The organism is Bradyrhizobium sp. B039 (assembly GCF_038965675.1).
In the GTDB taxonomy this organism is placed as follows: Bacteria; Pseudomonadota; Alphaproteobacteria; order Rhizobiales; family Xanthobacteraceae; genus Bradyrhizobium; species Bradyrhizobium diazoefficiens.
The window spans coordinates 6,325,271-6,347,785 of record NZ_CP152416.1; the positions used below are offsets into that span (position 1 = coordinate 6,325,271).

The window sequence follows — 22,515 nt, forward strand, 5'->3', positions numbered from 1 at the left end:
CCATCGGCCCTAGCAGCGCAATAGCGGACATCGCTGGAGGTCGCAGAAGGCACATCAACGGAATCGAGTGCGCATTCTGCAAATCACAGCTACGTCGTCGCCAGCACCATCCGACCACCCACTCAATGTCCGCTCAGCACCAGCGTCTGGACCGGTAGCACCAGCGCCTGGATGCGCAGCAGCATGGCGTGCACGATGCCGGTAGCGTCGACAGCGTGCAGGGCAAAGCGCTTAAGCGTGCCCGTCTGCTTGTCCTCAATCCTATCGTGATTGCTGGTGTAGGCATTGGCGACACAGCTGCTGCCGGGCGTCACGCCCTCCAGCCCGCCCTTGTAGATCGGCTCCATGAAGACGAGAATGGTGCCTGGACGCGCAACCTGCTGCGCCTCAATCAGTTGTTCGCCGCCCCTGAATTGGCCCGCCGCGATGTAGTCCTGCACGCTGGTCACCACCATGGGAATGATCGTCCATGGCTTGGAGATGCAGGTGGCCTCGGCAACCATTCCGACCTTCAAAACCTGAGCCTCGATCTGCCCAAATCCGGCCATTAAAGCACGCCGTCCGGCGCCCTCCGGAATCAGCACACCGGCCGTGCGCATATTTGGAGTGACGATATCGCCCGGCTTCAGTCCGAACTGCTCGACCCGTCCGTCAACGCCGGCGCGAATGAAAGTTTTGTCCAGATCGACCTGGGCTTCGGCCAATGCTGCCTCAGCGCTTGCCTTCTCCGCCGGTAGCAGATCGTTCAACCGCGTCGAGGCGGATTGCTTGGAGGCGGTCGCGGCGTCGAGGGAGCCCTGACGACCTGCAACCGCCACACCAAGCTTTTCGATGTCGCGCTGCGGAACGATTCCAGGGTTGCGCTTCTGCAATTCAGTTTTGGTATCAAGTTCGTCCTGCGCTTGCTGCAGCGAGCCTTTTGCCTCCTGAAGCTGGCCTTCCGCCTTCATCACATCGGCCTGCGCCGACAGCATAGCGGCATCGACTTCGGCCACCTTGCGCTTGGCTCTCAGAAGCGAAGCTTCCTGCTTGGCGCTGTCGAGCCTGAAAATCACGTCGCCTTGCTTGACGTCCGCACTGACATCGACGTGAACCTCGGCAACCCGGCCGTTGACTTCCGTCATGATCGGGACGGTCCGATAGAACATCGTCGCCGACGAGGTCGATGGATGAAAATAGAAGATCATTGTGATCAGCGACACCGTCAGCATCAGACAGGCGACGATGCCAAACCGCAGTTCGAACCAGACTGAATAGAGCGTGATTTCACGCCCTATGCGCTTTCCCTGCCGATAGCGACGATAGAGATAGTCCGGAAGGATGGTGAAGGTGGCGCAGAGGAGGAGTTCAAGCATTGCCCGGCGTCCCCCGCTTCAGATCGCGTTCAATCCTGCTCTTGATCTCGTCGACGGCGGCACTGGTCTTCATCACATCTGACGTATTGGCTGCATGAGGGGCAGCGTGGCTCGGCGCGTCGGTAGCGTCCGGCTCTAGTGCAACGCCGGCCATTTTTTCGACTGCTCGAGCGATCTTCCGGAGCGGCGTGCTGAAGTCTGGTAGATCGATCATAGCGAGGAACAGGCCGATTACCCAGAATAGGTGGTTGTGCGTGAACAGCGCCAAAAGCCCCAGCATAGCCACGATTTCAAACTGAAACTTCTGCGACTTATGGGCCATCCGCTCCGGCATCGTGTGCAGGTGCAAATAGAAATTGCCGACCAAAAGAACGGCCCCGATCAAGATAATGCCGACAACCAACATGAGGATATCGGTGTCGTCTGGAGCAGTGATGAAGCCTGGAAGATGATGAGGTGCAGCCGAATGCAGGTCGCTCACGTCCACTCCCCCAAATAACCGGGTGGCACTGTGTTAAAACAGGGCTTGCGGCTTACATACTCGCACAATGACGACACTTGGCAAGCTTTGCTTGCAGCAGCGCCATAACAACCTCCAAAGGTCGCTCGGCGCCACCGACGACGCTCGCAGCAGCAATCCACGCCTTCTATATGTAACTATCCGATCGGTCTGTTAGGACGGAGATCCGCCGTGAGACAGCGGTGCCGTTCGGACGCCGCTGCGTACGAGGTCGCGGCCACTCCAGGAAGGGCGAAGCCCAAAGACCTCATCCTGGACCTCTCGCCGCGCTACACGGCCACACAGTAAACTGGAGTACGTTGCGCGGGCTGCGAATGTCTATGTACGCAATCGCACCGCGAATCTATTGCTGGACGTTCTCCGGAAAGACTATAGCCTGAGCAAAACGACGAGGAGGCTTGGCATGTTCACCTTCCGAACCTCGATCACACTGGCGGTGATGACGTTTGTCGTCGCGCTCGCTGGGCTGCTGATAGCCATACAAGCCCGCTCGCTGCGCGCGGCGACACATGAAGCCGCGTCGGCATTCATGGACTCCGCCAGCACCAAGTCGTTGGGCCGTCTGCAGGGCGAACTGAATGCCATCGCGTCGCTGGTGAATGTGTTGGCGACCAGTTCGAGCGTAGCCGATTCCAATGAAAGGTCGGAGACCGGCCGGGCCATCCCCCTGTTCAAAGCGGCGCTGCAGGAAATGCCGCAGATGGACAGCATCTATGCTGGCTTCGACAATGGCGCATGGCTGCAGGTGAGGCGCACCAGCAGTCTCAGCGAAGACCAGCGCGACCGGCTGCGGGCGCCGGCGAGCGCCGAATTTGCGATCAGCTTGATTCGTCCGACGCCAGCTGGCGATCTGCCGATGCGCCGTGTCTTTCAGGACCGTCAGGGCAACGAGGTCGGCGAAATCGACCTGTGGAACTACGGATACGACGGCCGCAAGCGGTCCTGGTACTGGCAAACGCTGCGGTCGGACCGGCCATATGTTTCGGCACCCTATCTGTCGTTCAGCATCGACGCGCCGGTGATCACCGTCAGCGCCCCGTTGCGGGGCAAGGTGCCGGGCGTTCTCGCAGCCGATCTCAAGCTCGATACCTTCAGTGCATTCGTCCAGGCGCAACGGCCGGGCCAGAATGGCACGGTCATGATATTCGACCAAGCCGGCTCGCTCATCGCGCATCCCGAATTTACGGGACTTGTCGAAAGCGCGATGACGCATCCTTCGCAATCGCAGTTGCCCAGCATCGACGAGATCAATTCCGGAATGGTGGCCTCCGTTGTTCGACGGTCGCATAACCGCGACCACAACGAGGGCCTCATCCGCGATGAGGACGGACAGGGCTACCTGTTCAGATTGACGAAGTTCACACTTGGCGAAGGATACAACGGCAGCATCCTGCTGCTGGCTGCCGAGGATGACTTCGTTCAGAATGTTCGACGGCTCCAGTTTACCGGATTGATCCTCGCGATCATCGTCGGTGCGGCCTTTGTGCCGCTGGTCTGGATGTTCGGCAGCACAATGTCGCACTCCCTGAAACGCATCACGGCGCAGGCTGGCCAGCTTCAGACGCTGGCTGAACCCAGCCTCGCGCCGGTAACCTCGTATATTCGCGAGATTCACGAGCTGGGCAGCACCGTCAATCTGGCGCAGCGGGCGATATGGTCGTTCGCACATTTCGTCCCCAAGGAGATCGTCCGCGGCCTCATCGACAATTCCATCTCCACCACGCTCGGCGGTGTCAAACAGGAGATCACGCTGGTCTTCACCGATGTTCAGGGCTTTACGACGATTGCGGAAGCAGCCGATCCCGATGGGTTGATGCGGCAGACATCGCGGTATTTCTCCGTGATGACGGACGCATTCCTCACCGAGGGCGGCACGGTCGACAAGTTCATCGGCGACGCTGTCATGGTGTTCTGGAATGCCCCCCATCCACAACCCGACCATGTCGCCCGTGCGTGCCGGGCGACGCTTGCGGCCAAAGCAGCGGGCGAACGGCTCAATGCCGAATTCGCGGCTGAAGGCCTGACGCCTTTCGTCACAAGGTTCGGCATTCATGTCGGGGAAGCCGTCGTCGGCAATGTAGGATCGTCCGAGCGCATGAATTACACCGCTCTCGGAAACACGGTTAATCTTGCCGCACGGCTGGAAGGCCTGAACAAGCAGGTCGGGACAACCGTCCTCGCAAGCGAGGACGTATACTTGCGCGTTCGCGATCAATTCGAATTCAAGGCCTTCGATGCGGTCATTGCCAAGGGCATGACAAAAGAAACCCGCATTTTCGAACTCGTCGGAGCTTCGGCATGAGGTGGATTTGTTCCTTGCGCGGGTTCTTTGCCGTGCCGCTCATTCTTTTTGCTTCGATGGCTCATGGCGCCGAAGACACCATTAAGGTCGGCATTCTGCACTCCCTGTCCGGGACCATGGCCAACAGCGAATCCGCGCTGAAGGACACGGTTCTGATGATGATTGCGGACCAGAACAAGAAGGGCGGGTTGCTCGGCAGAAAACTGGAGCCGGTCGTCGCCGACCCCGCTTCGGACTGGGACGCATTCACCGACAAGGCGCGCGAGTTGCTCGCGAACGAAAAGGTCGCGGTCGTGTTCGGTTGCTGGACCTCAACATCCAGAAAAGCCGTCATTCCGGTGTTCGAGCGACTGAACGGCCTGCTTTTCTATCCGGTTCAGCACGAAGGTGAGGAAAGCTCGCGGAACGTCTTCTACACCGGCGCGGCGCCGAGCCAGCAGGCGATTCCGGCCGTTCGCTACTTGATGAGCAAGGAGGGAGGCGGTATTCGCCGCTGGGTCCTCCTCGGAACCGAAAGCGACTATCCGCGCATGACCAACCGGATCCTCGGCGCATACCTCGCCGCGGAAGGCGTGAATGCCGAGGACGTCACCACGATCTATGCGCCGCTTGGCCATTCGGACTGGCGCGAGATCGTCGAGAAGATCAAGGTCCTTGGCTCACAGGGTAAAAAGACCGCCGTGATTTCAACCATCAGCGGAGATGCTAACGGCCATCTGTACAACGAATTGGCGGCCCAGCAGGTTGAGGCCCGCAAGATTCCTGTCATGGGGCTCTCCGTTACAGCACGAGAATTGCGAGGTGTAGACGTCAGCCGGCTTGTTGGGCACATGGCGGCGCGGAGCTACTTCCAGTCGGTCACGACGCCGGAGAACGACGCATTCGTCAAGATGTGGACCGACTTCAACGAGCAGCGCGACAACATCACGAACGATCCGATGGAGGCGACCTTCATCGGCTTCCGGATGTGGGCGCAGGCCGTCACTCAGGCAGGTACATCAGACGCGAATGCGGTCCGTCAGGCTATGTACGGTCAGAGGATCAAGGCGCCGAGCGGTTTTGAGGTGGTGATGAATACCAATCATCATCTTTCCAAGCCCGCGATGATCGGCAAGCTCAATCCGGATGGCAGGTTCGACGTGGTCTGGCGCTCGATCAACCCGATCAAGGCTTCGGTCTGGAGCCGCTACATTCCAGAGAGCGCAAAGCTTACCGCCGACTGGACATTTCCGTGGGTATGCGGCGGGTGCGCCGAGCCGACATTCAAGGAATGGTGAACCAGATTGGTGCGGCCTGGAGTCTGCTAATGGGATGGTCCGGCCGTGCTCCTGCCCCGCCAGCGATAAGCTGGCCAGGGGCGCCAAGACAAGGAGCACGCCATGTCCCAGACACCCAGTACCGCGATCGCCGTGATCGGCATCGATATCGGCAAAAACTCGTTCCACGTCGTGGGCCACGATACGCGCGGCACCGTCGTGCTGCGGCAAAAGTGGTCGCGTGGCCAGGTCGAGGCGCGGCTCGCCAATATGCCGCCTTGCCTGATCGGCATGGAAGCCTGCGTCGGCGCACATCATTTGAGCCGCAAACTCGCATCGTTAGGTCACGATGCCAGGTTGATGCCGGCCAAATATGTCCGCCCTTATAGCAAAGGACCGAAGAACGACTTCAATGACGCCGAAGCGATTGCCGAAGCCGTGCAGCGCCCGACGATGAAGTTCGTGGCGACCAAGACCGCGGAGCAACTGGATCTGCAGGCGCTGCATCGGGTGCGCGAGCGGCTGGTGTCGCAACGCACCGGCATCATCAACCAGATTCGCGCCTTCATGCTGGAACGCGGGATCGCGGTGCGCCAGGGTATCGGCTTCCTGCGCACAGAACTGCCCACCATCCTTGCGACGCGCACCGATGCCCTGTCGCCACGCATGTTGTGTGTCATCGAGGAGTTGGCAGGCGACTGGCGTCGGCTGGATCAGCGCATCGATAGGCTCTCCGGCGAGATCGAAGCACTGGCCCGTCAAGATCAGGCATGTTCGCGCCTGATGACGGTGCCTGGCATCGGGCCGATCATTTCGAGCGCCATGGTGGCCGCGATCGGCACTGGAGACGTCTTCTCCAAAGGCCGTGACTTCGGCGCCTGGCTCGGGCTGGTGCCCAAGCAGATCTCGACGGGAGACCGCACGATCCTCGGCAAAATCTCAAGGCGCGGCAATCGCTACCTCCGCGTTCTGTTCGTCCAGGCGGCATGGGTGGTGCTGGTCAGGATCAAGAACTGGGAACGTTACGGACTCAGATCCTGGATCGAAGCCGCCAAGAAGCGATTGCACCACAACGTGCTGGCGATCGCACTCGCCAACAAGCTTGCCCGCATCGCCTGGGCGGTGCTGGCTAAAGGACGCGCCTTCGAGCTGACAAGGACCAACGATGCAGGCGTCCGACCCGCTTGATCGTCGCGCCGTGCTCGGCGCGGTCAAGGCGCGGCCTGGCAACGCCGGAGCCAGCCGCAAGCAAAGCGCAACGGCCGGCCTTGACCGCCCGTGCGCGCGACGCGACGCACGTCCTGCGGGCCGGGACGAAGGAACGGCCCCTGGCTCGAACACAGGAACTGCGAGGTAGGAGGAGCAAGCGATGACGTAACCCCATCAACAGGTTCCAGCCGAGGTCTGCGAGAGGATGAGACGAGATGGAGGTTCGGTCTTCCCGGCGCATGCGAACACTGGTGACCCAAATGGCCCAATCGAGGCCTGTCCGCTAATGAGAACGCACGCGCGCTGATATCCATGATGGCCCGGAGAAAATGCTCCAATCAAAGGCCGGATACATTGATGCAAGACCACACCACCTGATCGACGAACCTCTTGCTACGCACGGCCGGACCATACATTCGGGTCACAAGCCGCCGATCACACTCAAGGTGGCAGACTTCCGCTTTGCGTTGGTAAGCCGACTTTATGAGTACATGCCCTAGGCGCAGATCGTCGCCCTATTTGTGCAATTGGGTGAGACCGGTCGGCGGACCGTCGACCGCGGTCCAGCCGCCATCGACGAACAGCGTGCTGCCGCTGACATAGCTGGCCGCGTCCGAGGCGAGATAGGCCACCGCCGTTGCGACCTCGTCGGCGCTGCTCCAGCGGTTGAACACGGTGTGGCCGGCGTAGAGATTGTAGATGTCGGGCCGCTGCTTGAACGGGCCGGTGAGCGCGGTCTCGGCGATGCTCGGCGCGATGGCGTTGACGCGCACGCCGGCATGACCGACCTCGGAGGCAAAGCCCTTCACCAGGAGGCCGATCGCCGCCTTGGTCGAGCCGTAGACGCCAAGGCCCGGTTCGATGGTCACCGCACGCACCGACGAGCAGGCGATGATGCTGCCGCCCTTCTGCCCGACCATGATGCGGCCGAAAGCCTGGAAGAGCCAGACCGTGCCCTTGACGTTGAGGTTAAGGACACGGTCGAGATCCTCCTCGGTGTAGTCGAGGATGGTCTTGCGGATGTTGAGCCCGGGCGTCGTCACGGCAATGTCGAGCCGCGGGAACTTCTGCATCACGCTCTTGGCGAGCGCGTTGACGTCCGCAGCGATCGCGGCGTCGCAGCTAGCAGCTTCCGCCCAGCCACCCTTGTCGCGAATGCCCGCGGCGGTCGCTTCCGCTGCATCGAGCGCCCGATCGGCGCAGACGACACGGGCGCCGAGCCCGGCCAGTGCTTCGGCCGACGACTTGCCGATGCCCGAGGCGGCGCCGAGCACGACGGCCGTCTTGCCGGTGAGATCGAAGAGCTTGCGATAGTCGGTCACGGACAGATTCTCCCTGTTGTTGTGACGCAAACTACGCAAGCCCGCTGCGCCGGCCAAGTGCCGGCGCGCGCACGGCAGCTATCCCTTGTATCCCATCAGCAGGCGCGGCAGCCACAGCGAGAATGCGGGAACGTAAGTGACGAACATCAGCGCCGCGATCAGCGCGGCGTAGAACGGCAGGATGGTGCGCATCACCGCGCCCACCGAGATGCCGCCGATGGCGCAGCCCACGAACTGCGTCGTTCCGACCGGCGGAGTGTTCAGCCCCAGCGCGCAGTTGATCAGCATCAGCATGCCGAACTGCACGGGATCCATGCCCGCCTTCATCGCGATCGGCAGGAAGATCGGGGTGCAGATCAGGATGGTCGCCGCCATGTCCATGAACGTGCCGAGCACGAACAGGATGACGTTGATGAGCAGGAAGATGATCCAGGGCTGCGTGGACACCTTGCTCATCAGGTCGCCGGCGAAATCGGCCACCTCGTAGAGTCCCATCAGATACTGGAACATGGTGGAGACGCCGATCAGCAGCAGCACCACGCCCGTCGTCTTCACCGCCTTGGCGGCGGCCCGCAGGAAGTTCGGCAGGGTCATGGTGCGGTAGATGAAGAACGTCAGCAGGATCGTGTAGGTGACCGCGACCGCTGCGGATTCAGTTGCCGTGAAGACGCCGGACAGGATGCCGGCCAGAATGATGCCGACGATCAGCAGGCCGGGCAGCGCCGCCGCGAAGGAACGGAAAACCTCGGACCAGCCCGGAAACTTGCCGGCCGGATAGCCGCGCTTCACCGCGACCGCGTAAGCGGCGACCAGCATGCACACCATCAGCACGAGCGCCGGCAGAAGGCCTGCGGCGATCAGCGCGCCGATCGAAACCTTGCCGCCGGCGGCCAGGGCATAGATGATCATGTTGTGGCTGGTCGGCATCAAGGCTCCGACCAGCGAGGCGTGGGTGGTGACGTTGACGGCGTAGTCGGTGTCGAAACCTTCCTTTTTCATCATCGGGATCATCACCGCGCCCATCGCCGACACGTCGGCCACGGGCGAACCGGATACGCCGCCGAACAGCGTGCAGGCGACCACGTTCGACATGCCGAGCCCGCCGCGGATGTGTCCGACGAGATTCTTGGCGAGCTGCACGATCTTGTCGGCGACGCCGCCATGCAGCATCAGCTCACCGCTGAAGACGAAGAACGGAATGGCGAGGAACGAGAAGATGTTCATCCCCGACATCATCTGCTGGAAGATGACGGCAACCGGCAGGCCCTCGTAGAGGATGGTGCAGATCGCCGAGAGGCCGATCGCAAAGGCGACCGGGACGCCGAGGATCAGGAAGCCGAAGAAGGAGGCGCCGAGGATGATCAGTTCCATGAGGGGACGACCTCTTCGCCGCGCAGGAGAGCAATGATGTGCTCGATTGAAAAGGACACGATCAGGACGCCGGAGGCGATCAGCGGGACGTAGCGGATGACCTCGGGAAGGCCGAGATTGGGAATCTTCACGGTGCCGACCGACGCCCCGAGGATCCAGCCGTTGTAGGCCATCGCAACGCCGAACACGGCGACCAGAACGTGGATCACGAGCTCGATCTTCTCACGCACATTATCCGGAAGCATCACCAGCAGACTGTCCATGCCGATGTGTCCGGCATCGCGAACGCCGACGGCGGCGCCGATCAGCGTGACATACAGGATCAGGACCAGCGCAAGGTTCTCCGTCCAGGTCGGACTGGAGTTGAGCACGTAACGTCCGAACACCTGGTAGAACACGATGGTGACGATGACGAGCAGGCCGGTCACGGACAGATACATGCCCACGCGCGCAACGGGGGCATTGATCCGCGACAGCAGGCCGGTGGACGGGCGTCCGGCTACGTCCTGCTCGTGGCTTGCGACGTGAGGGTCGGTCATTCCCGCATCTCCCTGCGAGGGTCCGGCGTCACCTCGCGGCGACGCCGGACCCGACGCTATGGCCTTACTTCGTGTCCTGGATGCGCTTGACGAGGCCCTGCAGCTTCTCGTCGCCGGCGAACTTGGCGTAGACCGGCTTCATCGCGTCGACGAATTCCGCCTTGTTGGCGATCGTGACGACCTGGACGCCAGCCGCCTCGACGGTCTTGCGGGACGCCTGCTCACGCTCGTCCCAGAGCTTGCGCATGACGGGCACCGATTCCTTGGCCGCCTTGCGGATCATCGCCTGATCCTCCTTGCTCAGCGTGTCCCAGACCTTCTTGGACATCACGAGAACCTCGGGCGCCAGGGAGTGCTCGGTGATGTTGTAGAACTTGGCTGCCTCGAAATGGCGCGAGGACTCGTAGGAAGGCCAGTTGTTCTCGGCCGCGTCTACCAGACCCGTCTTGAGCGCGGTATAGACCTCGCCATACGGCATCGGCGTCGGGTTGGCCCCGAGGCTCTGGATCATGCCGACCCACAGGTCGGATTGCTGGACGCGAATCTTCAGACCCTTGAGGTCCGCGAGCGACTTGACCGGTGCCTTGACGGTGTAGATGGACCGGGCGCCGCTGTCGTAATAGGCAAGGCCGACCAGGCCCGCGGGCTCCATCGCCGCCAGGATCTCGTCGCCGATCGGCCCGTCAAGGACGGTGCGCATGTGCTGCGTGTCGCGGAAGACGAAGGGAAGGCACAACGCGATGGTCTCGGGCACGAAGTTGTTCAGCGGCGATGCGTTGATCCGCATCATGTCGAGCGCGCCGATCTTGAGCTGCTCGATGGTGTCCTTCTCGGAGCCCAGGGCGCCGTTGGGAAACACCTTCACGCCGAGCTTGCCGCCGCTCGCCGTCGCGAGCTGCTTGCCCATGAACTTGACGGCCTCGACGGTCGGATAGTCGGCGGGATGGATGTCGGCGGAGCGGAAATCGCGTGCGGTCGCCAAGGGCGCTGAGACCGCGAGCACAGCGGCTGCGATGATACCGGTGAGTGTCTTCATCTGGGCTTCCTCCTGAGTTTGATTATGTCGTTGTCGGGCAGTTGCTGCGCGCCGCCTTGGGTCGCTCCACTTCAGGTGTAAAGTCAAGCGTTACAAACGCACCACCTTGGTAGGATTGCGCGGCGGAGTCGAGCGGATTTGACTGGTCGGTGATCACGGCGACGGAAGGTGCGAGCTTCATCGCGCCGTCTCCGGCGGGGACTTGCGCGGCAGGTGCCGGCTTCCCTGAAATCCCGCCCCGCCATCGGCCGATGCCGGATGCGAGGTGACGATGCTCGTCATACCCATCGACGTTCCTCTGGTTCTAGGCTCGGCCGCTATTGGCTGCGGCTTAGAGGTGCGGACGAGACGGTCGCCCCATCCTTGTGCGATGCGCGCTTCATCAGCGCAATGTCGCCAGTCTCGTCCCTAGGGCGGGCGGCATTCTGAGTCCAAGCCAAATCCAGCATCGATCAATGCTGGAGTTGCATCGATCGGCCACGCCGTCGCTCCACGAGGGCGATCGAGGAAATGTCCGTTTTTCCGAATATTCGCACACCGGCGCGTTACTTGACGCCACCGGCGCAGCCCCGACAAAATGCTGCGAAACAGACCGGAACATCTCGAAGGGAATGCCCATGCCGCGGACGCTGATCGATATCTCCGTGCCGCTCAGAAACGACGTGACGTCCGACCCGCCGGGCAATCACCCGACGATCCACTACATCGATCACCAGCAGGGCCTGCCGCGCATGCTCCAGTTCTTCGACGGCCTCAAGGCGCAGGACCTGCCGGACGGCCAGGGCTGGGCCGTCGAGCAGGTCTCGTTGTCGACGCATAACGGCACGCATCTCGATGCGCCCTGGCACTTCCACCCGACCATGAATCGCGGCGAGCGGTCATGGACGATCGACGAGGTGCCGCTGGAATGGTGCTTTCAGCCCGGCGTGAAGCTCGACTTCCGGCACCTGCCCGATGGTTATGTCGTGACCGCCGCCGACGTCGAAAAGGAGCTCAAGCGCATCGGCCACACGCTGTCGCCGCTGGAGATCGTCGTCGTCAACACCAGCGCGGGCGCCAAATTCGGCCAGGCCGACTACGTCAATTCCGGCTGCGGCATGGGTTACGAGGCCACCATGTATCTGCTCGAGCGCGGCGTGCGGCTGACCGGCACCGACGGATGGAGCTGGGACGCTCCGTTCGTCTACACCGCGAAGAGATATGCCGAAACAAGAGATGCCGGCCTGATCTGGGAAGGCCACAAGGCGGGACGGCACATCGGCTATTGCCATCTCGAGAAGCTGCACAATCTCGATCGATTGCCGTCGGCCGGCTTCACGGTCTCATGCTTCCCGGTGAAGATCGAACGCGCCTCCGCCGGCTGGACCCGCGCGGTCGCCATCATCGACGGTTAAGCGAACGCAATCACTCGCCGCCGAGGCCGCTTTCGGCGAGCTCGCGCAGCGCATCGGTGTCGAGCACCACGATGGCGCCGTGCTCGAGGCGAACCCAGTTGCGTCCGGCCCAGGCGCGCAATTGCTTGTTGATGCTCTCGCGCGTCATCCCCACCATCTCGCTGATTTCCTGCTGGGTGATGGCGAGCGTACCGCTGCCGGAGTCGAACTTGCGCTCTTCGGTGAGACCGAGCAGCGCGCTTGCGAGCCGGCCCGGAAGATTTTGCAGGATCACCTGCTCGACCTGCTGGCTGGTCCAGCGCAGCCGCGCGCAGAGCAGCTCGATGAATTTCATCGCCAGCGCCGGCTGGCTCTTCACGAACGGCAGGAAGTCCCGGCGATCGATGATGTAGAGCTCGCAATTGGTGTTGGCGGTCGCATCCGCCGAACGCGGCGCACCGTCGAGAACCGCGATCTCGCCAAAGATTTCTCCGGGACCGATGAGATTGAGAATGGCATTCCGCCCGTCGGGCGAAGAGGAGGATATCTTTACCGTCCCCGAGATCACCGCGAACAGGTTGTTGCCGGGGTCGCCCTTGGCGGCGATCGTCGCACCGCGCTTCACGGTGGTGTGCTTGGCGTAGCGGCAGAGCTGATCGAGCGCATCCGGCTCCAGATCCGCGAAGATCGGGTGCTTGCGCAGGACCGATAATTTGTTCGCCGCCGATTGTCGGGGGTCGCCGGTCTTGTCCTGAGGCACGCCGCTGGGCTCCTAAGACTGCGAGGCACTGGAGTTCCTGCGTAGTCAGTGTTGCCCGGCATTTCAACCGGAAAGCATGCGCGCGCTTTAAGGCAAATGCGGCGAAAATGCCCGCCGCCCGGCTCAAGGGCCGCATCCGAAGGATGCGCCAATGCGTCCCGGTCGATGCAGAGTTGCAGGCACCGCACGCCGCGATTGCGTTGAGGCGCTGCCGGACAGCCAAGAGCCGGCCCGGCGAGCGTCGGCGCTTAGCGCGTCAGAGGAGGCTTACGATCGGGGGCTTCAGCGCTTGGAATCGGGGTCGAGCCGGCCCGCGTTGGTTTGTCGGTCCGCCCATGCCAGAGCTGCGGCGAAAGTGACGAAGATCGCCACGACGACAATGGTCATCAGCAACGCGTCAGTGGGCATCATGCTCCTCCCGGGTGTTTGAGGGGCATTATTTGCGGCCGGTGGACGGCGTCATTGATCGGGATCAAAAATCCGAGAGCATCGTGAAAAGGCTGTCAGGCCGCGGCCAAGGCCTCGACGCGAGCCGGGTCGAGCAGGCTGATACCGCCATGAATGATGGCGATCGCTCCGTGGCGTTCAAGCTTGGTAAAGGTGCGACTGACGGTCTCGATGGTCAGGCCGAGATAATCGGCGATGTCCTGCCGGCTCATCGGAAGTGGAACCGTGTCGGACGCCCCCTTGAGCGCGAGCAGCCGCTCGCGCCAGCCAAGCAGAAAGCTTGCTACCTTCTCGTCCGCCGAGCGGCGGCCGAGCAAGACCATATGGTCGCGTGCCTGGCTCAACTCGCGAATGGCCAGCTCGTTGATCCGCCTGAGCAGTTGCGGCCGCTCCTCGATGAAACGCCCGAAGGGCGCCTTCGCGAACTGGCACACGGTCACCGCGCCGATTGCATCGGCGGAAAAATTATGGCGGCCGGACAGATTCATCCCCAGGAAATCGCCGGGCAAGGCGAAGCCGACGATTTGCCGCCGGCCGTCGGGGAGCAGCTTGTACAGCCGCATAACGCCTTCGAGAACGTTGTAGAACGAGGTCGTGATGTCCTCCTCGGAGAACACGGTCTCGCCTGAGGAAAAATGGACACGGCGTCCGAGATGCTCGAATTCCCTGAGCTCGGCCGCATCCAGCGACGAACAAACCGCCGATGTGCGTATGGCACAATCGCTGCAGAAATGCCCGTTTGGTTCAATCATGACCACGGAAGGCTTCATCCACCGCTCCTAGCGTCGGTCCAGCTCCGCCCCCCGGCCGAGTCCGCCATACGCACCCGCATTTTACTGCACCCTCACAAACGCGGTTGACCCAGATCAATCCTGGCGGGTCTCCGCTCTCTATTCTGCGCCGAGAGTTCGACGGGATCCCGCCTTCCATGCTTCACCATGCGCTCCGCCAGGGCCTGATTGGCCTCTTTCTGATCACGCCTGCGCTGGCGGCACCGACCGCCGAACAACGCGGAAAGGCCTTTGCACGGGCCAATTGCGCGCGCTGCCACGCGATCGACCGCGTCTCCGAGAGCCCGCTCAAGATCGCCCCGCCGCTGCGCACGCTGCACCGGAATTATCCGATCGCGACCCTTGGCGAGGCGCTGGCCGAAGGCATCTACACGGGCCACGCCGACATGCCCGCCTTCGAGCTCAGTCCGGACCAGATCCACGACCTCCTGTCCTACCTCAAGACGCTGGAATAGGCGGCCTCACACCGCCAGCACCGTCCAGCCGATCAGTTCCTTGGCGATGCGGGCGAACGCCGCGTCGAACGCTGCGACCGCAGCGGCCGGTTCGACCTTGTCGAGCTTCTCGCTGGTCTCGACGAGGCGGGACGCGACCACCTTGCCGTTCTTGTCGACGATCCGCGCCGATAGTCCGATCTCGACCCTTGTCTCGCCGTCCGTGGCAATCCGGAAGCGTCTGATGTCGATCAGCAGTTGGTAGTCCGCCTGCCCGAGATCGCTCGTGCGCAACGGCGCATGGGCGATGTCGTAGTTCTCGAAGCTGTCGATCAGCCGCGCCTGCACCAGCTTTGGAATGCTGTCGGCCCAGAGGAAATCGGCAAAGCCTGGATTATCCCCGACCGGCGCAAACAGCATGCGCTGGGTCTGGAGCATCGCGACCGCGGTCGGCTCGGGAATGGCCAGCGACGCAGAAAGCGTCTTGGCGGCCGGTCCGAGGTTCTGCGGCGTGCGCAGGTCATAGGTGATCTTCTGCGCCGGCGCGCCGCCGCCGGTCATCTTCTCGAGACCCGCCAGGATGCCGTCGAGCTTGCCGGTGTTGCGCGCGAGCCCGTCGGAGAACGTCTTGAAATTCGCGATGGTGTCCTTCAGCGGGCCGGAATTGTCCTCCAGCACCGAATCCACCCGTCGCAGCGCACCGCGCGCCGCCTGCGTCATGCTCTGGCCGGCGCCGGCCTCGGCGATCAAGGTCAGGGGCTCGCCGGATTTGGCGACGATCATGCCGCCCTCCAGTGTCACCACCGGCACGCCGGTCAGCCCCTGGAAATCGAGCCCGACCCGGGTGTCGGCGCGCACCGGCGTGGCGGAGGCAACCGAAATCGTCGCATTAACGAAGCGTGGATTGTCCGGCGCGAGCCCAAGCTGGGCCACCTCGCCGACGCGGATGCCGTTGAACAACACGCCGGCGCCAACCAGGAGCCCCGGTACCGGTCCCTGGAATTGCACATGGTAGTTCGTGCGCGGCCCGATGCCGCCGGTGTTGTTCAGCCAATAGATGAAGCCGAACACCGCGAGGATCGCGGCCAGCACGAAGGTGCCGATCAGCACGTAGGGAGCGCGGGTTTCCATGTCTCATCTCATCTCGTGTTGCAGCATCTGCGAGCGCTTGCCGTGGAAATAGGCGCGCACCCAGGGATGCTCGGATTGCAGCAGGTCGCGCATCGGGCCAATCGCAACGATCTTGCCGTCGGCGAGCGCGGCCACGCGGTCGCAGACCGTGGTGAGGCTGGCAAGATCATGGGTGACCATGAACACGGTCAGTCCCAGGGTCTTTTGCAGCGTCTTGATCAGCGCGTCGAAATCGCCGGCGGCGATCGGATCGAGGCCGGAGGTGGGCTCGTCCAGGAACAGGATCGGCGGATCGAGCGCGAGCGCGCGCGCCAGCGCCACGCGCTTGGTCATGCCGCCGGACAGCTCCGCCGGATATTTGTCGGCGTCCTGCGCCCGCAGCCCGACCATTTCGAGCTTGGCGATCGCGATCTCGTCCATCAGCTCCTGCGACAGGACGAGATTTTCGCGCAGCGGAAACTGGACGTTCTGGCGGACCGTCAGCGAGGAGAACAGCGCGCCCTGCTGGAAGAGGATGCCCCATGTCGCGGCCGCGCCTTGCGTGCCGCGGTCATGCGTGCCGCCGATCTCGTGCCCCATGACCTCAATGGTACCGCTTCGGCGCGGGATGAGGCCGATGATGGTTCGCATCAAGACCGACTTGCCGCCGCCGGACGCTCCCACCAGCCCGAGAATCTCGCCCTTGCGAACGTCGAGCGAGAGATGGTCGAGCACCGTCTGGCGGCCGAAGCCGACCACGAGGTCGCGGACGCGGATCGCGAACTGTTCCTGCGGTTCGCCCATCGTCACATCCCGATCGAGGCAAAGAAGATTGCGAACAGGCCGTCGAGCACGATCACCAGGAAGATCGACTTGACCACCGACGTCGTCGTCTGCCGCCCCAGCGACTCGGCACTGCCCTTGACGCGCAAGCCCTCGCTACAGGCGACAATCCCGATCACCAGCGCCATGAACGGCGCCTTCAGGATGCCCACCTCGAAATGGGTGACGGAAATGGCCTCATGCAGCCGTGCGATGTAGATCGCCGGCCCCATGTCGCCGTAGAACTGCGCGACCAGGCCGCCGCCATAGAGCGCGGCAATCGATCCGATGAAGGCGAGAATCGGCAGTGCGATGACCAGCGCCGCAACACGCGGCAGGATCAGGACGCCGACGGGATCGAGCCCCATCGTCGACAGCGCGTCGATCTCCTCGCGCATCTTCATCGAACCGAGCTCGGCGGTGTAGGCGCTCCCCGACCGGCCGGCGACCATGATGGCGACGATCAGAACGCCAAGCTCGCGCAGCACGAGGATGCCCACCATATCGACGGTATAGGACTCAGCACCGAACCTGCGGAAATGGAAGAATCCCTGCTGGGCGATAATGGCGCCGATCAGGAAGGTGATCAGCGCGACGATGGGAATCGCCTGCCATCCGATGCGGTAGAGCTGGTAGACCAGCGACGTCAGCCGCAGCGACCGCGGCCGGCGCAGCACACCGAAAATGGCCATGAACAATGCGCCGAGCATTTGCAGGAAGATCGTAATGTCTTCCCGCGCGCCGACCGTGGACTTGCCGAGATCGCCGAGCCTGAGCAGAAGCGGATTTGGCGCAGCTACCGGCGCCGGCGTGTGGCGGTTAACCTCACGCACCTCGTCCATCAGACCGCTGAAATGATCGGCGACGCCGACGAATTCGGCCGATCTGCCTGACGTTGCGGCCCTGCGCGACAGCTTCTCCAGGACCCAGGCGCCGAGCGTATCCAGCGCACTGACGCCCGACATGTCCAGCGTCACGGCCCTGGATCGATCGACATCCGCGCCGACCGAGCGGGACAGAGTTTCGAGCATCGCCACATTCGCCGCGGTCCAGGACCCTTGCGGGCGCAATTTCAGCCCCTCGCCAGACGGCGTTGCCAGCAACAGCGGTTCGGAGTTCACGCTTCCACCTCATCGGGACAATCGGTCCCCATTCAGCCGCCACTTCTAGGCCAGCGTGTGGCGGGCGGTTTGACCTGTCTCAAGGGCAGGCCCCTGCCCACCCCTTGACGCAAATCAAGCGCGGTCACGCCGGCGGGTCTTAGGTTCGCTCCATTCAATGGAGACATCAAATCCATGTTCGACAGCGACAGGATGAGCGAAGAACTGCGGACGTTGAAGGTGGACGTCACCCGCCTGCTGAGCACGGCCGGCGAGGAAATGTTCGAGAGTTCGAAGGACCGCGCCGAGGCTCTGGCCGATCAGATCAAGGCCGCGCTTGCCGAGCTCGGCGAAACCGTCAGCGACGAGCAGGAGCAGCTTCAGGGCCTCATCGCGGAGCGCCCGATGACGTCGCTCGCCTCCGCCTTCGCGCTCGGCGTCGTCGTCGGCTTCATGCTGAGGAGACACTAGGTGAATACCGAGAACGTCGTCAAACATCTGCGCGTGCTGTGGCGGACCGACAGGATCATCGCAGACATCAGGCTGCGCCATCTGCTGGTAGGCCTCGGCCTGCGCGCCTTTGCGGCATTGATCGCGGCATTCGGGCTCCTGATGCTGGAGCTGTCGGCCTATTTCGCGCTGGTCCAGATCTGGAGCGCCATTGCGGCAGCGGCCATCCTCGGCGCCGTCAATTTTGCCATCGCGGCGGTCCTCTTCGTCATCGCCGGGCGGGCTCCGTCCGGCCGCGACATCGAGCTCGCCAATGAAATTCACGGCGCATCCATCGAGGCCCTTCAGCTCGAGGCGCGCGCGCTCCAGACCCAGGTGTCGGGAGCGGTGCATCATCCGCTGAGCACGATCGTGCCAGTGCTGGTGCCGCTGATCGCGATCATCGTCAAGAGCCTGCGGAAAACGACCAAGGAGACTGCCGCTGCAACGTCGGCCGAAGCGCGCTCCTGAAGCGCGATGAGATTGGGATGAATCGTCATCGTGCTTTGGGTTGTTGTTTGAGCATGATCTTTTCGGAAAACCGACACGCACTTTTCCGGATCATGCTTTAGCCGGCTCGCTCAGAGCTTCAGCCGGACGTCGCAGATATCAGGCTCGGTCGGATCCGGCTTGACCTCGAAACCGAGCTGCCGGCACATTTCGAGCATCACGGTGTTCTCCTGAAGCACGTCGCCCGATATGGCCTTCAGCCCTTCGGATCTCGCATAGTCGATGATCAGTTGCATCAGGGCCCATCCAAGCCCCCTGCCCTTGAGATCGGACCGCAGCAGGATCGCGTATTCACCGCTCTCGTAGATCGAGTCCGAATGGAGCCGGACCACGCCGACCATCTCGCCAGTAGCCTCATCGAATGCGATGAAAGCCATCGCGCGCGCGTAGTCGAGCTGGGTCAGGCGCGCGATGAATTCGTGGGTGAACTCCTTCATCGGCGCGAAGAAGCGCAGGCGGAGGTCGTGAGGCGTCACATGACGCAGGAACTCGTGGATGGTCGGCTCGTCGTCAGGGCGCAACGGCCGCGCGAAGATGCGCCAATCGTCCTTGAGCTTGAGGCGGCGCTCCCACTGCGAGGGATAGGCGCGAACGGCGAAATTGGCGGGGCCTGAGCCGGCAAACTTCCGCTGCGACGGCCCCACCGCGACACGGGCGTCGACTGCCGTCACACCGGTCTCGTCCGCGAGCAGCGGGTTGATGTCGAATTCGCGGATCTCAGGGATATCGGCCGCCATCTGGGCGAGCTTGACCAGCACCATGGCGACGGCGTCCTGCTTGACGGCCGGCACGTCCCGGTAGGCGCGCAGCAGCCGCGAGACCCGCGTGCGGTCGATCAAGTCGCGGGCGAGTTGCACATCGAGCGGCGGCAGCGCCAGCGCCCTGTCATTGATGATCTCCACCGCCGTTCCGCCCCGGCCGAAGACGACGACGGTGCCGAACGTGGGATCGTCGGCAAGACCGAGGATCAGCTCGCGCGCCTTCGCCTTGACGACCATCGCCTGGACGATGACGCCGCTGATACGGGCCTCGGGCCGCAGCTTCCTTGCCCGGGCGAGAATATCGGAGGCAGCCGCACGCACCGCCTCCGGCGTCGTCAGATTGAGCACGACGCCGCCGACATCTGATTTGTGCACAATGTCGCGCGACATGATCTTCAGCACGACGGTGGCACCTTGCGCGAACATCTCGTTCGCGTACGCCGCGGCCTGCTCGACGTCGGCCGCGGCATAGGTCGGCACCATCGCGATGTCGTAGGCTTCGAGTAGGTGCTTGATCTCGACAGGCTCGAGCCATTTGCGGTCATCGGCGATGGCTGCGGCTACGATCTGCCTGGCCGCCCGGGCGTCAGGCACGAACGTGTCGGGCATTGCAGGGGGAACCTGGCTCAGTTCCTCGACCACTTCGCGGTGCCGGACCAGATGCATGAAGCCGCGCACCGCATCGTCCTCGGTCGGATAGTTCGGAATCCCCCCGCCGGAGAGCGTCTGAATGATCGCTTGATCGGCCCCGACCCAGGCGGCAAGCACCGGCTTTGCCCAACTGCGGTGCTTCTCGCGATATTTGCCGACGAGCTCCGTCACGGTCCTCGCGATGTCGGAAGCCGAGGCGATCGCCGTCTGCACGTTGAGGACGAGAACTGCGTCATTGTCGGCGTCGGCGAGCAGCACCTCGAGCGCCGCCGCGTAGCGCGCTGCATCGGCATCGCCCACGATGTCGACGGGATTTGCGCCGGACCAGGTCGGCGGCAGCGCGTCATCGAGTTTCTTGCGGGCATCCGCCGAGATGGACGCGGGAATTCCGCCAAGCTCGACCAGTCGATCGACGGCGAGGACACCGATGCCGCCGCCATTGGTCAGAATGGCGAGGCGCTTTCCGGTCGGCGATTCGACGCGGCCGAGCGTCTCGGCGCAGTCGAACAGCTCGCGCAGATCGGAGACCCGCAGGATACCCGCGCGGCGGAACGCCGCATCATAGACGGCGTCGGCACCCGCAAGCGCGCCGGTGTGGGTCGCTGCCGCCTTCGCACCCTGCGCCATGCGGCCGGACTTCACCACGACAACCGGCTTCACACGCGCCGCGGCGCGTGCCGCCGACATGAATTTACGCGCGTCCTTGATGGCCTCGATATAGAGCAGGATCGCACGGGTCTTGTGATCCATCGCGAAATAGTCGAGCAGGTCGGCAATATCGACGTCGATCTGGTCGCCGATCGAGACGATGCCGGAGAAGCCGACGCCGCGCTGCGCGGCCCAGTCCACCATGCCGGCGGCGATCGCGCCGGATTGCGAAATCAGCGCGAGATTTCCAGCTCCCGGCATGTGCGCGGCAAAACTGGCATTGAGGCTCACGCCGGGCATCATGATGCCGAGGCAGTTCGGCCCGATCAGCCGCATGCCGTATTTGCGAGCCGCGGCGATCACGGCCTCTTGCAGCGATCCCGGCCCATGGCCGAGTCCGGCCGTGACGATCAGTGCGCCCGCCGAGCCGCGCCGTCCGGCCTGGTCGATGATGCCGGGAACCTCCCGGGCCGGCGCGGTGATGACCACGAGCTCGGGCACGAATGCCAGCCTGTCGAGGCTCGCCACTGCGGCAACGCCGCTGATCTCGGCATGACGCGGATTGACGAGGCCGAACTGTCCCGTGAATTCAGCCTTGCGAATGTTCTCCAGAACGGCGCGCCCCACGGAAACCGGACGGGCGCTCGCCCCGACAAGCGCAACCGAACGCGGCGACAGCAGGTTCTTCAGGCGATAGGTGGACATGAAAGCAAATGCGCCCCGTCGGTGGTGGTTCCGATGGTTGAAAGATCAGGCCGGCAAGCTGGCGGCGAGCCTAGTGGGAGATCATAACCCAGCACGGTGGCTGGCCAATGACAGTCTTTGTCACACCACCCCAGACGATCTCGTTCAGGCGCGAATGATGATAGGCGCCCATCACGATCGCATCGATGGCATTGGAATTTGCCCAACTTCCGAGCACCTTGCCGATCGAGCTGCCGCCGCCTTTCGCCGTCTCGAACGAGGCCTGGACACCGTGCTCGCTCAAATGATCGACGAGGGCGGTCCCGGATTGCACGATCGCGTCGGTCTTGTCGTCGGCCACGGTCACCACGCGGACCGAGGCCGCAGCCTGAAGGATCGGCAGCGCGTCACCGACCGCCCGCGCCGCGCGCGCGGAGTGATCCCAAGCGATCATGACTTTCTCGAATTCCGGTCGCAGCACGTCCACATGCTGCTCCGGGCAGAGCAGCAGCGGCCGCCCGGATTCAAACAGGATCGTCTCGATGATGTGCTCCGTTCGGCTGTCGTGCGACTTCACGGGAACCAGCGTGAGATCGCTGAAACGCGCCTGTTCGGCCAGTATCGACGCAATCTGGTCCGCCGGCACCTTGCCCGACCGGCTTTGGGTCCGAACGTTGGCGCGAGCCGCCGCATCAGTGAAGGCATTCAGAAGATGCTGCACATCGTCCGCTCCAAGGGGCCCCTTTGCCACGGCGGCATCGGGATCATCGGGGAGCAGCACCATCGGCCGCACGAAAACGTCTTCCTCGAGCGCGAGCGCGGTGATCCTGGCGCCGAGGTCGGCGGCGACTGCCACGCATTTTTCGATCGCAGCAACAGCCGGTCCGCGCGGCTGGCCGACAAGCGGCAGAAAAACGTCCTTCAGAGGCATCGGGGTTCTCCTTGCCACCAGAATAGGCCGGCTTTCGTCAACACCATTGATCCTCATCAAGCCTTTTGATCCTCAACAAGCCTTGGGGAACCGT

The 22,515-nt window shown here is 63.1% G+C and carries 22 protein-coding genes; 7 read left to right on the forward strand and 15 right to left on the reverse strand.

All coding sequences use genetic code 11. From position 1 onward, the window contains the following. Positions 1–122 precede the first annotated feature (122 nt). On the reverse strand, positions 123–1,355 hold the full coding sequence (locus AAFG50_RS30095) for a biotin/lipoyl-binding protein (RefSeq protein WP_011088791.1): 1,233 nt from the start codon (positions 1,353–1,355) through the stop codon (positions 123–125). Beyond that, the gene (locus AAFG50_RS30100; protein ID WP_038966995.1) at positions 1,348–1,836 is read right to left on the reverse strand and encodes a hypothetical protein; all 489 of its coding nucleotides are present in this window, start codon (positions 1,834–1,836) and stop codon (positions 1,348–1,350) included. Before AAFG50_RS30100 ends, AAFG50_RS30095 begins: the two co-directional genes overlap by 8 nt. A 442-nt stretch (positions 1,837–2,278) precedes the next feature. Here AAFG50_RS30100 and AAFG50_RS30105 point away from each other — a divergent pair, with 442 nt between their 5' ends. The 3 genes from AAFG50_RS30105 to AAFG50_RS30115 all read left to right on the forward strand — a co-directional run bounded on the left by AAFG50_RS30105 (position 2,279) and on the right by AAFG50_RS30115 (position 6,621). Beyond that, positions 2,279–4,177, forward strand: coding sequence for an adenylate/guanylate cyclase domain-containing protein (locus AAFG50_RS30105; protein WP_011088793.1), 1,899 nt, complete (start codon positions 2,279–2,281; stop codon positions 4,175–4,177). A 14-nt stretch (positions 4,178–4,191) separates the two neighbouring features. Next, positions 4,192–5,454 (forward strand): ABC transporter substrate-binding protein, encoded by a 1,263-nt coding sequence (locus AAFG50_RS30110; protein ID WP_231166549.1) that lies wholly within the window; start codon positions 4,192–4,194, stop codon positions 5,452–5,454. Positions 5,455–5,556: 102 nt separating this feature from the next. Then, positions 5,557–6,621, forward strand: a complete 1,065-nt coding sequence (locus AAFG50_RS30115) for an IS110-like element ISBj4 family transposase (protein ID WP_011087397.1) — start codon at positions 5,557–5,559, stop codon at positions 6,619–6,621. A gap of 536 nt (positions 6,622–7,157) precedes the next feature. Here AAFG50_RS30115 and AAFG50_RS30120 read toward each other — a convergent pair. The 5 genes from AAFG50_RS30120 to AAFG50_RS30140 all read right to left on the reverse strand — a co-directional run bounded on the left by AAFG50_RS30120 (position 7,158) and on the right by AAFG50_RS30140 (position 11,091). Next, entirely contained in the window at positions 7,158–7,964 is an 807-nt protein-coding gene (locus tag AAFG50_RS30120; protein ID WP_028174481.1) for an SDR family oxidoreductase, read from the reverse strand. 78 nt (positions 7,965–8,042) lie between these two features. Further along, positions 8,043–9,335, reverse strand: coding sequence for a TRAP transporter large permease (locus AAFG50_RS30125; RefSeq protein WP_011088797.1), 1,293 nt, complete (start codon positions 9,333–9,335; stop codon positions 8,043–8,045). Beyond that, complete coding sequence (locus AAFG50_RS30130; protein WP_028174480.1) at positions 9,326–9,874, reverse strand: TRAP transporter small permease; 549 nt, start codon at positions 9,872–9,874, stop codon at positions 9,326–9,328. The genes AAFG50_RS30125 and AAFG50_RS30130 overlap by 10 nt, the downstream gene beginning before the upstream one ends. Positions 9,875–9,938: 64 nt before the next feature. Next, positions 9,939–10,910, reverse strand: a complete 972-nt coding sequence (locus AAFG50_RS30135) for a TRAP transporter substrate-binding protein (RefSeq protein WP_011088799.1) — start codon at positions 10,908–10,910, stop codon at positions 9,939–9,941. A 22-nt stretch (positions 10,911–10,932) separates the two neighbouring features. Further along, a complete protein-coding gene (locus tag AAFG50_RS30140) occupies positions 10,933–11,091 on the reverse strand; it encodes a hypothetical protein (RefSeq protein WP_156149851.1) in 159 nt (52 codons plus the stop codon). Positions 11,092–11,527: 436 nt separating this feature from the next. On the opposite strand from AAFG50_RS30140, the gene AAFG50_RS30145 reads away from it, so the two are divergent. Next, the gene (locus AAFG50_RS30145; protein ID WP_028174479.1) at positions 11,528–12,304 is read left to right on the forward strand and encodes a cyclase family protein; all 777 of its coding nucleotides are present in this window, start codon (positions 11,528–11,530) and stop codon (positions 12,302–12,304) included. 10 nt (positions 12,305–12,314) lie between these two features. On the opposite strand, the gene AAFG50_RS30150 is transcribed toward AAFG50_RS30145, so the two are convergent. From AAFG50_RS30150 to AAFG50_RS30160, 3 genes are all read right to left on the reverse strand, one after another. Next, positions 12,315–13,043 carry a Crp/Fnr family transcriptional regulator gene (locus AAFG50_RS30150; protein WP_011088801.1) on the reverse strand — a complete coding sequence of 243 codons (729 nt, stop codon included), beginning with the start codon at positions 13,041–13,043 and terminating at the stop codon, positions 12,315–12,317. A 282-nt stretch (positions 13,044–13,325) separates the two neighbouring features. Next, positions 13,326–13,451: a hypothetical protein gene (locus AAFG50_RS30155; protein ID WP_257787574.1), complete on the reverse strand. Its 126-nt coding sequence runs from the start codon at positions 13,449–13,451 to the stop codon at positions 13,326–13,328. A 95-nt stretch (positions 13,452–13,546) separates the two neighbouring features. Then, a complete protein-coding gene (locus AAFG50_RS30160) occupies positions 13,547–14,260 on the reverse strand; it encodes a helix-turn-helix domain-containing protein (RefSeq protein WP_028174478.1) in 714 nt (237 codons plus the stop codon). Between the two features lie 158 nt (positions 14,261–14,418). Between AAFG50_RS30160 and AAFG50_RS30165 the strand changes: the two genes are divergently transcribed. Next, a complete protein-coding gene (locus tag AAFG50_RS30165) occupies positions 14,419–14,736 on the forward strand; it encodes a cytochrome c (RefSeq protein WP_011088803.1) in 318 nt (105 codons plus the stop codon). Between the two features lie 6 nt (positions 14,737–14,742). Here the strand turns inward: AAFG50_RS30165 and AAFG50_RS30170 are convergent, their stop codons facing one another. From AAFG50_RS30170 to AAFG50_RS30180, 3 genes are read right to left on the reverse strand one after another with little or no spacing between them, the layout of a single operon-like run. Then, positions 14,743–15,846, reverse strand: a complete 1,104-nt coding sequence (locus tag AAFG50_RS30170; protein ID WP_028174477.1) for an ABC-type transport auxiliary lipoprotein family protein — start codon at positions 15,844–15,846, stop codon at positions 14,743–14,745. Between the two features lie 3 nt (positions 15,847–15,849). Next, entirely contained in the window at positions 15,850–16,629 is a 780-nt protein-coding gene (locus AAFG50_RS30175; RefSeq protein WP_028174476.1) for an ABC transporter ATP-binding protein, read from the reverse strand. Positions 16,630–16,631: 2 nt separating this feature from the next. Continuing rightward, positions 16,632–17,768 carry an ABC transporter permease gene (locus AAFG50_RS30180; protein WP_028174475.1) on the reverse strand — a complete coding sequence of 379 codons (1,137 nt, stop codon included), beginning with the start codon at positions 17,766–17,768 and terminating at the stop codon, positions 16,632–16,634. 174 nt (positions 17,769–17,942) lie between these two features. On the opposite strand from AAFG50_RS30180, the gene AAFG50_RS30185 reads away from it, so the two are divergent. Together AAFG50_RS30185 and AAFG50_RS30190 are read left to right on the forward strand one after the other, a co-directional pair. Continuing rightward, positions 17,943–18,218 carry a hypothetical protein gene (locus AAFG50_RS30185; protein WP_011088807.1) on the forward strand — a complete coding sequence of 92 codons (276 nt, stop codon included), beginning with the start codon at positions 17,943–17,945 and terminating at the stop codon, positions 18,216–18,218. Next, positions 18,219–18,707 (forward strand): phage holin family protein, encoded by a 489-nt coding sequence (locus tag AAFG50_RS30190; RefSeq protein ID WP_028174474.1) that lies wholly within the window; start codon positions 18,219–18,221, stop codon positions 18,705–18,707. A 110-nt stretch (positions 18,708–18,817) separates the two neighbouring features. Here AAFG50_RS30190 and AAFG50_RS30195 read toward each other — a convergent pair whose 3' ends face one another. Together AAFG50_RS30195 and AAFG50_RS30200 are read right to left on the reverse strand one after the other, a co-directional pair. Continuing rightward, a complete protein-coding gene (locus tag AAFG50_RS30195; RefSeq protein WP_028174473.1) occupies positions 18,818–21,511 on the reverse strand; it encodes a bifunctional acetate--CoA ligase family protein/GNAT family N-acetyltransferase in 2,694 nt (897 codons plus the stop codon). A 70-nt stretch (positions 21,512–21,581) separates the two neighbouring features. Next, positions 21,582–22,421: a universal stress protein gene (locus AAFG50_RS30200; protein ID WP_028174472.1), complete on the reverse strand. Its 840-nt coding sequence runs from the start codon at positions 22,419–22,421 to the stop codon at positions 21,582–21,584. Positions 22,422–22,515 lie beyond the last annotated feature (94 nt).

Coding starts and splice junctions, on each gene's coding strand:
- AAFG50_RS30115 (WP_011087397.1), top strand. CDS start 5,557: ATGTCCCAGACACCCAGTACCGCGATCGCCGTGATCGGCATCGATATC.
- AAFG50_RS30105 (WP_011088793.1), top strand. CDS start 2,279: ATGTTCACCTTCCGAACCTCGATCACACTGGCGGTGATGACGTTTGTC.
- AAFG50_RS30135 (WP_011088799.1), bottom strand. CDS start 10,910: ATGAAGACACTCACCGGTATCATCGCAGCCGCTGTGCTCGCGGTCTCA.
- AAFG50_RS30160 (WP_028174478.1), bottom strand. CDS start 14,260: ATGAAGCCTTCCGTGGTCATGATTGAACCAAACGGGCATTTCTGCAGC.
- AAFG50_RS30165 (WP_011088803.1), top strand. CDS start 14,419: ATGCTTCACCATGCGCTCCGCCAGGGCCTGATTGGCCTCTTTCTGATC.
- AAFG50_RS30130 (WP_028174480.1), bottom strand. CDS start 9,874: ATGACCGACCCTCACGTCGCAAGCCACGAGCAGGACGTAGCCGGACGC.
- AAFG50_RS30140 (WP_156149851.1), bottom strand. CDS start 11,091: ATGAAGCTCGCACCTTCCGTCGCCGTGATCACCGACCAGTCAAATCCG.
- AAFG50_RS30095 (WP_011088791.1), bottom strand. CDS start 1,355: ATGCTTGAACTCCTCCTCTGCGCCACCTTCACCATCCTTCCGGACTAT.
- AAFG50_RS30170 (WP_028174477.1), bottom strand. CDS start 15,846: ATGGAAACCCGCGCTCCCTACGTGCTGATCGGCACCTTCGTGCTGGCC.
- AAFG50_RS30195 (WP_028174473.1), bottom strand. CDS start 21,511: ATGTCCACCTATCGCCTGAAGAACCTGCTGTCGCCGCGTTCGGTTGCG.
- AAFG50_RS30175 (WP_028174476.1), bottom strand. CDS start 16,629: ATGGGCGAACCGCAGGAACAGTTCGCGATCCGCGTCCGCGACCTCGTG.
- AAFG50_RS30155 (WP_257787574.1), bottom strand. CDS start 13,451: ATGCCCACTGACGCGTTGCTGATGACCATTGTCGTCGTGGCGATCTTC.
- AAFG50_RS30200 (WP_028174472.1), bottom strand. CDS start 22,421: ATGCCTCTGAAGGACGTTTTTCTGCCGCTTGTCGGCCAGCCGCGCGGA.
- AAFG50_RS30185 (WP_011088807.1), top strand. CDS start 17,943: ATGTTCGACAGCGACAGGATGAGCGAAGAACTGCGGACGTTGAAGGTG.
- AAFG50_RS30125 (WP_011088797.1), bottom strand. CDS start 9,335: ATGGAACTGATCATCCTCGGCGCCTCCTTCTTCGGCTTCCTGATCCTC.
- AAFG50_RS30145 (WP_028174479.1), top strand. CDS start 11,528: ATGCCGCGGACGCTGATCGATATCTCCGTGCCGCTCAGAAACGACGTG.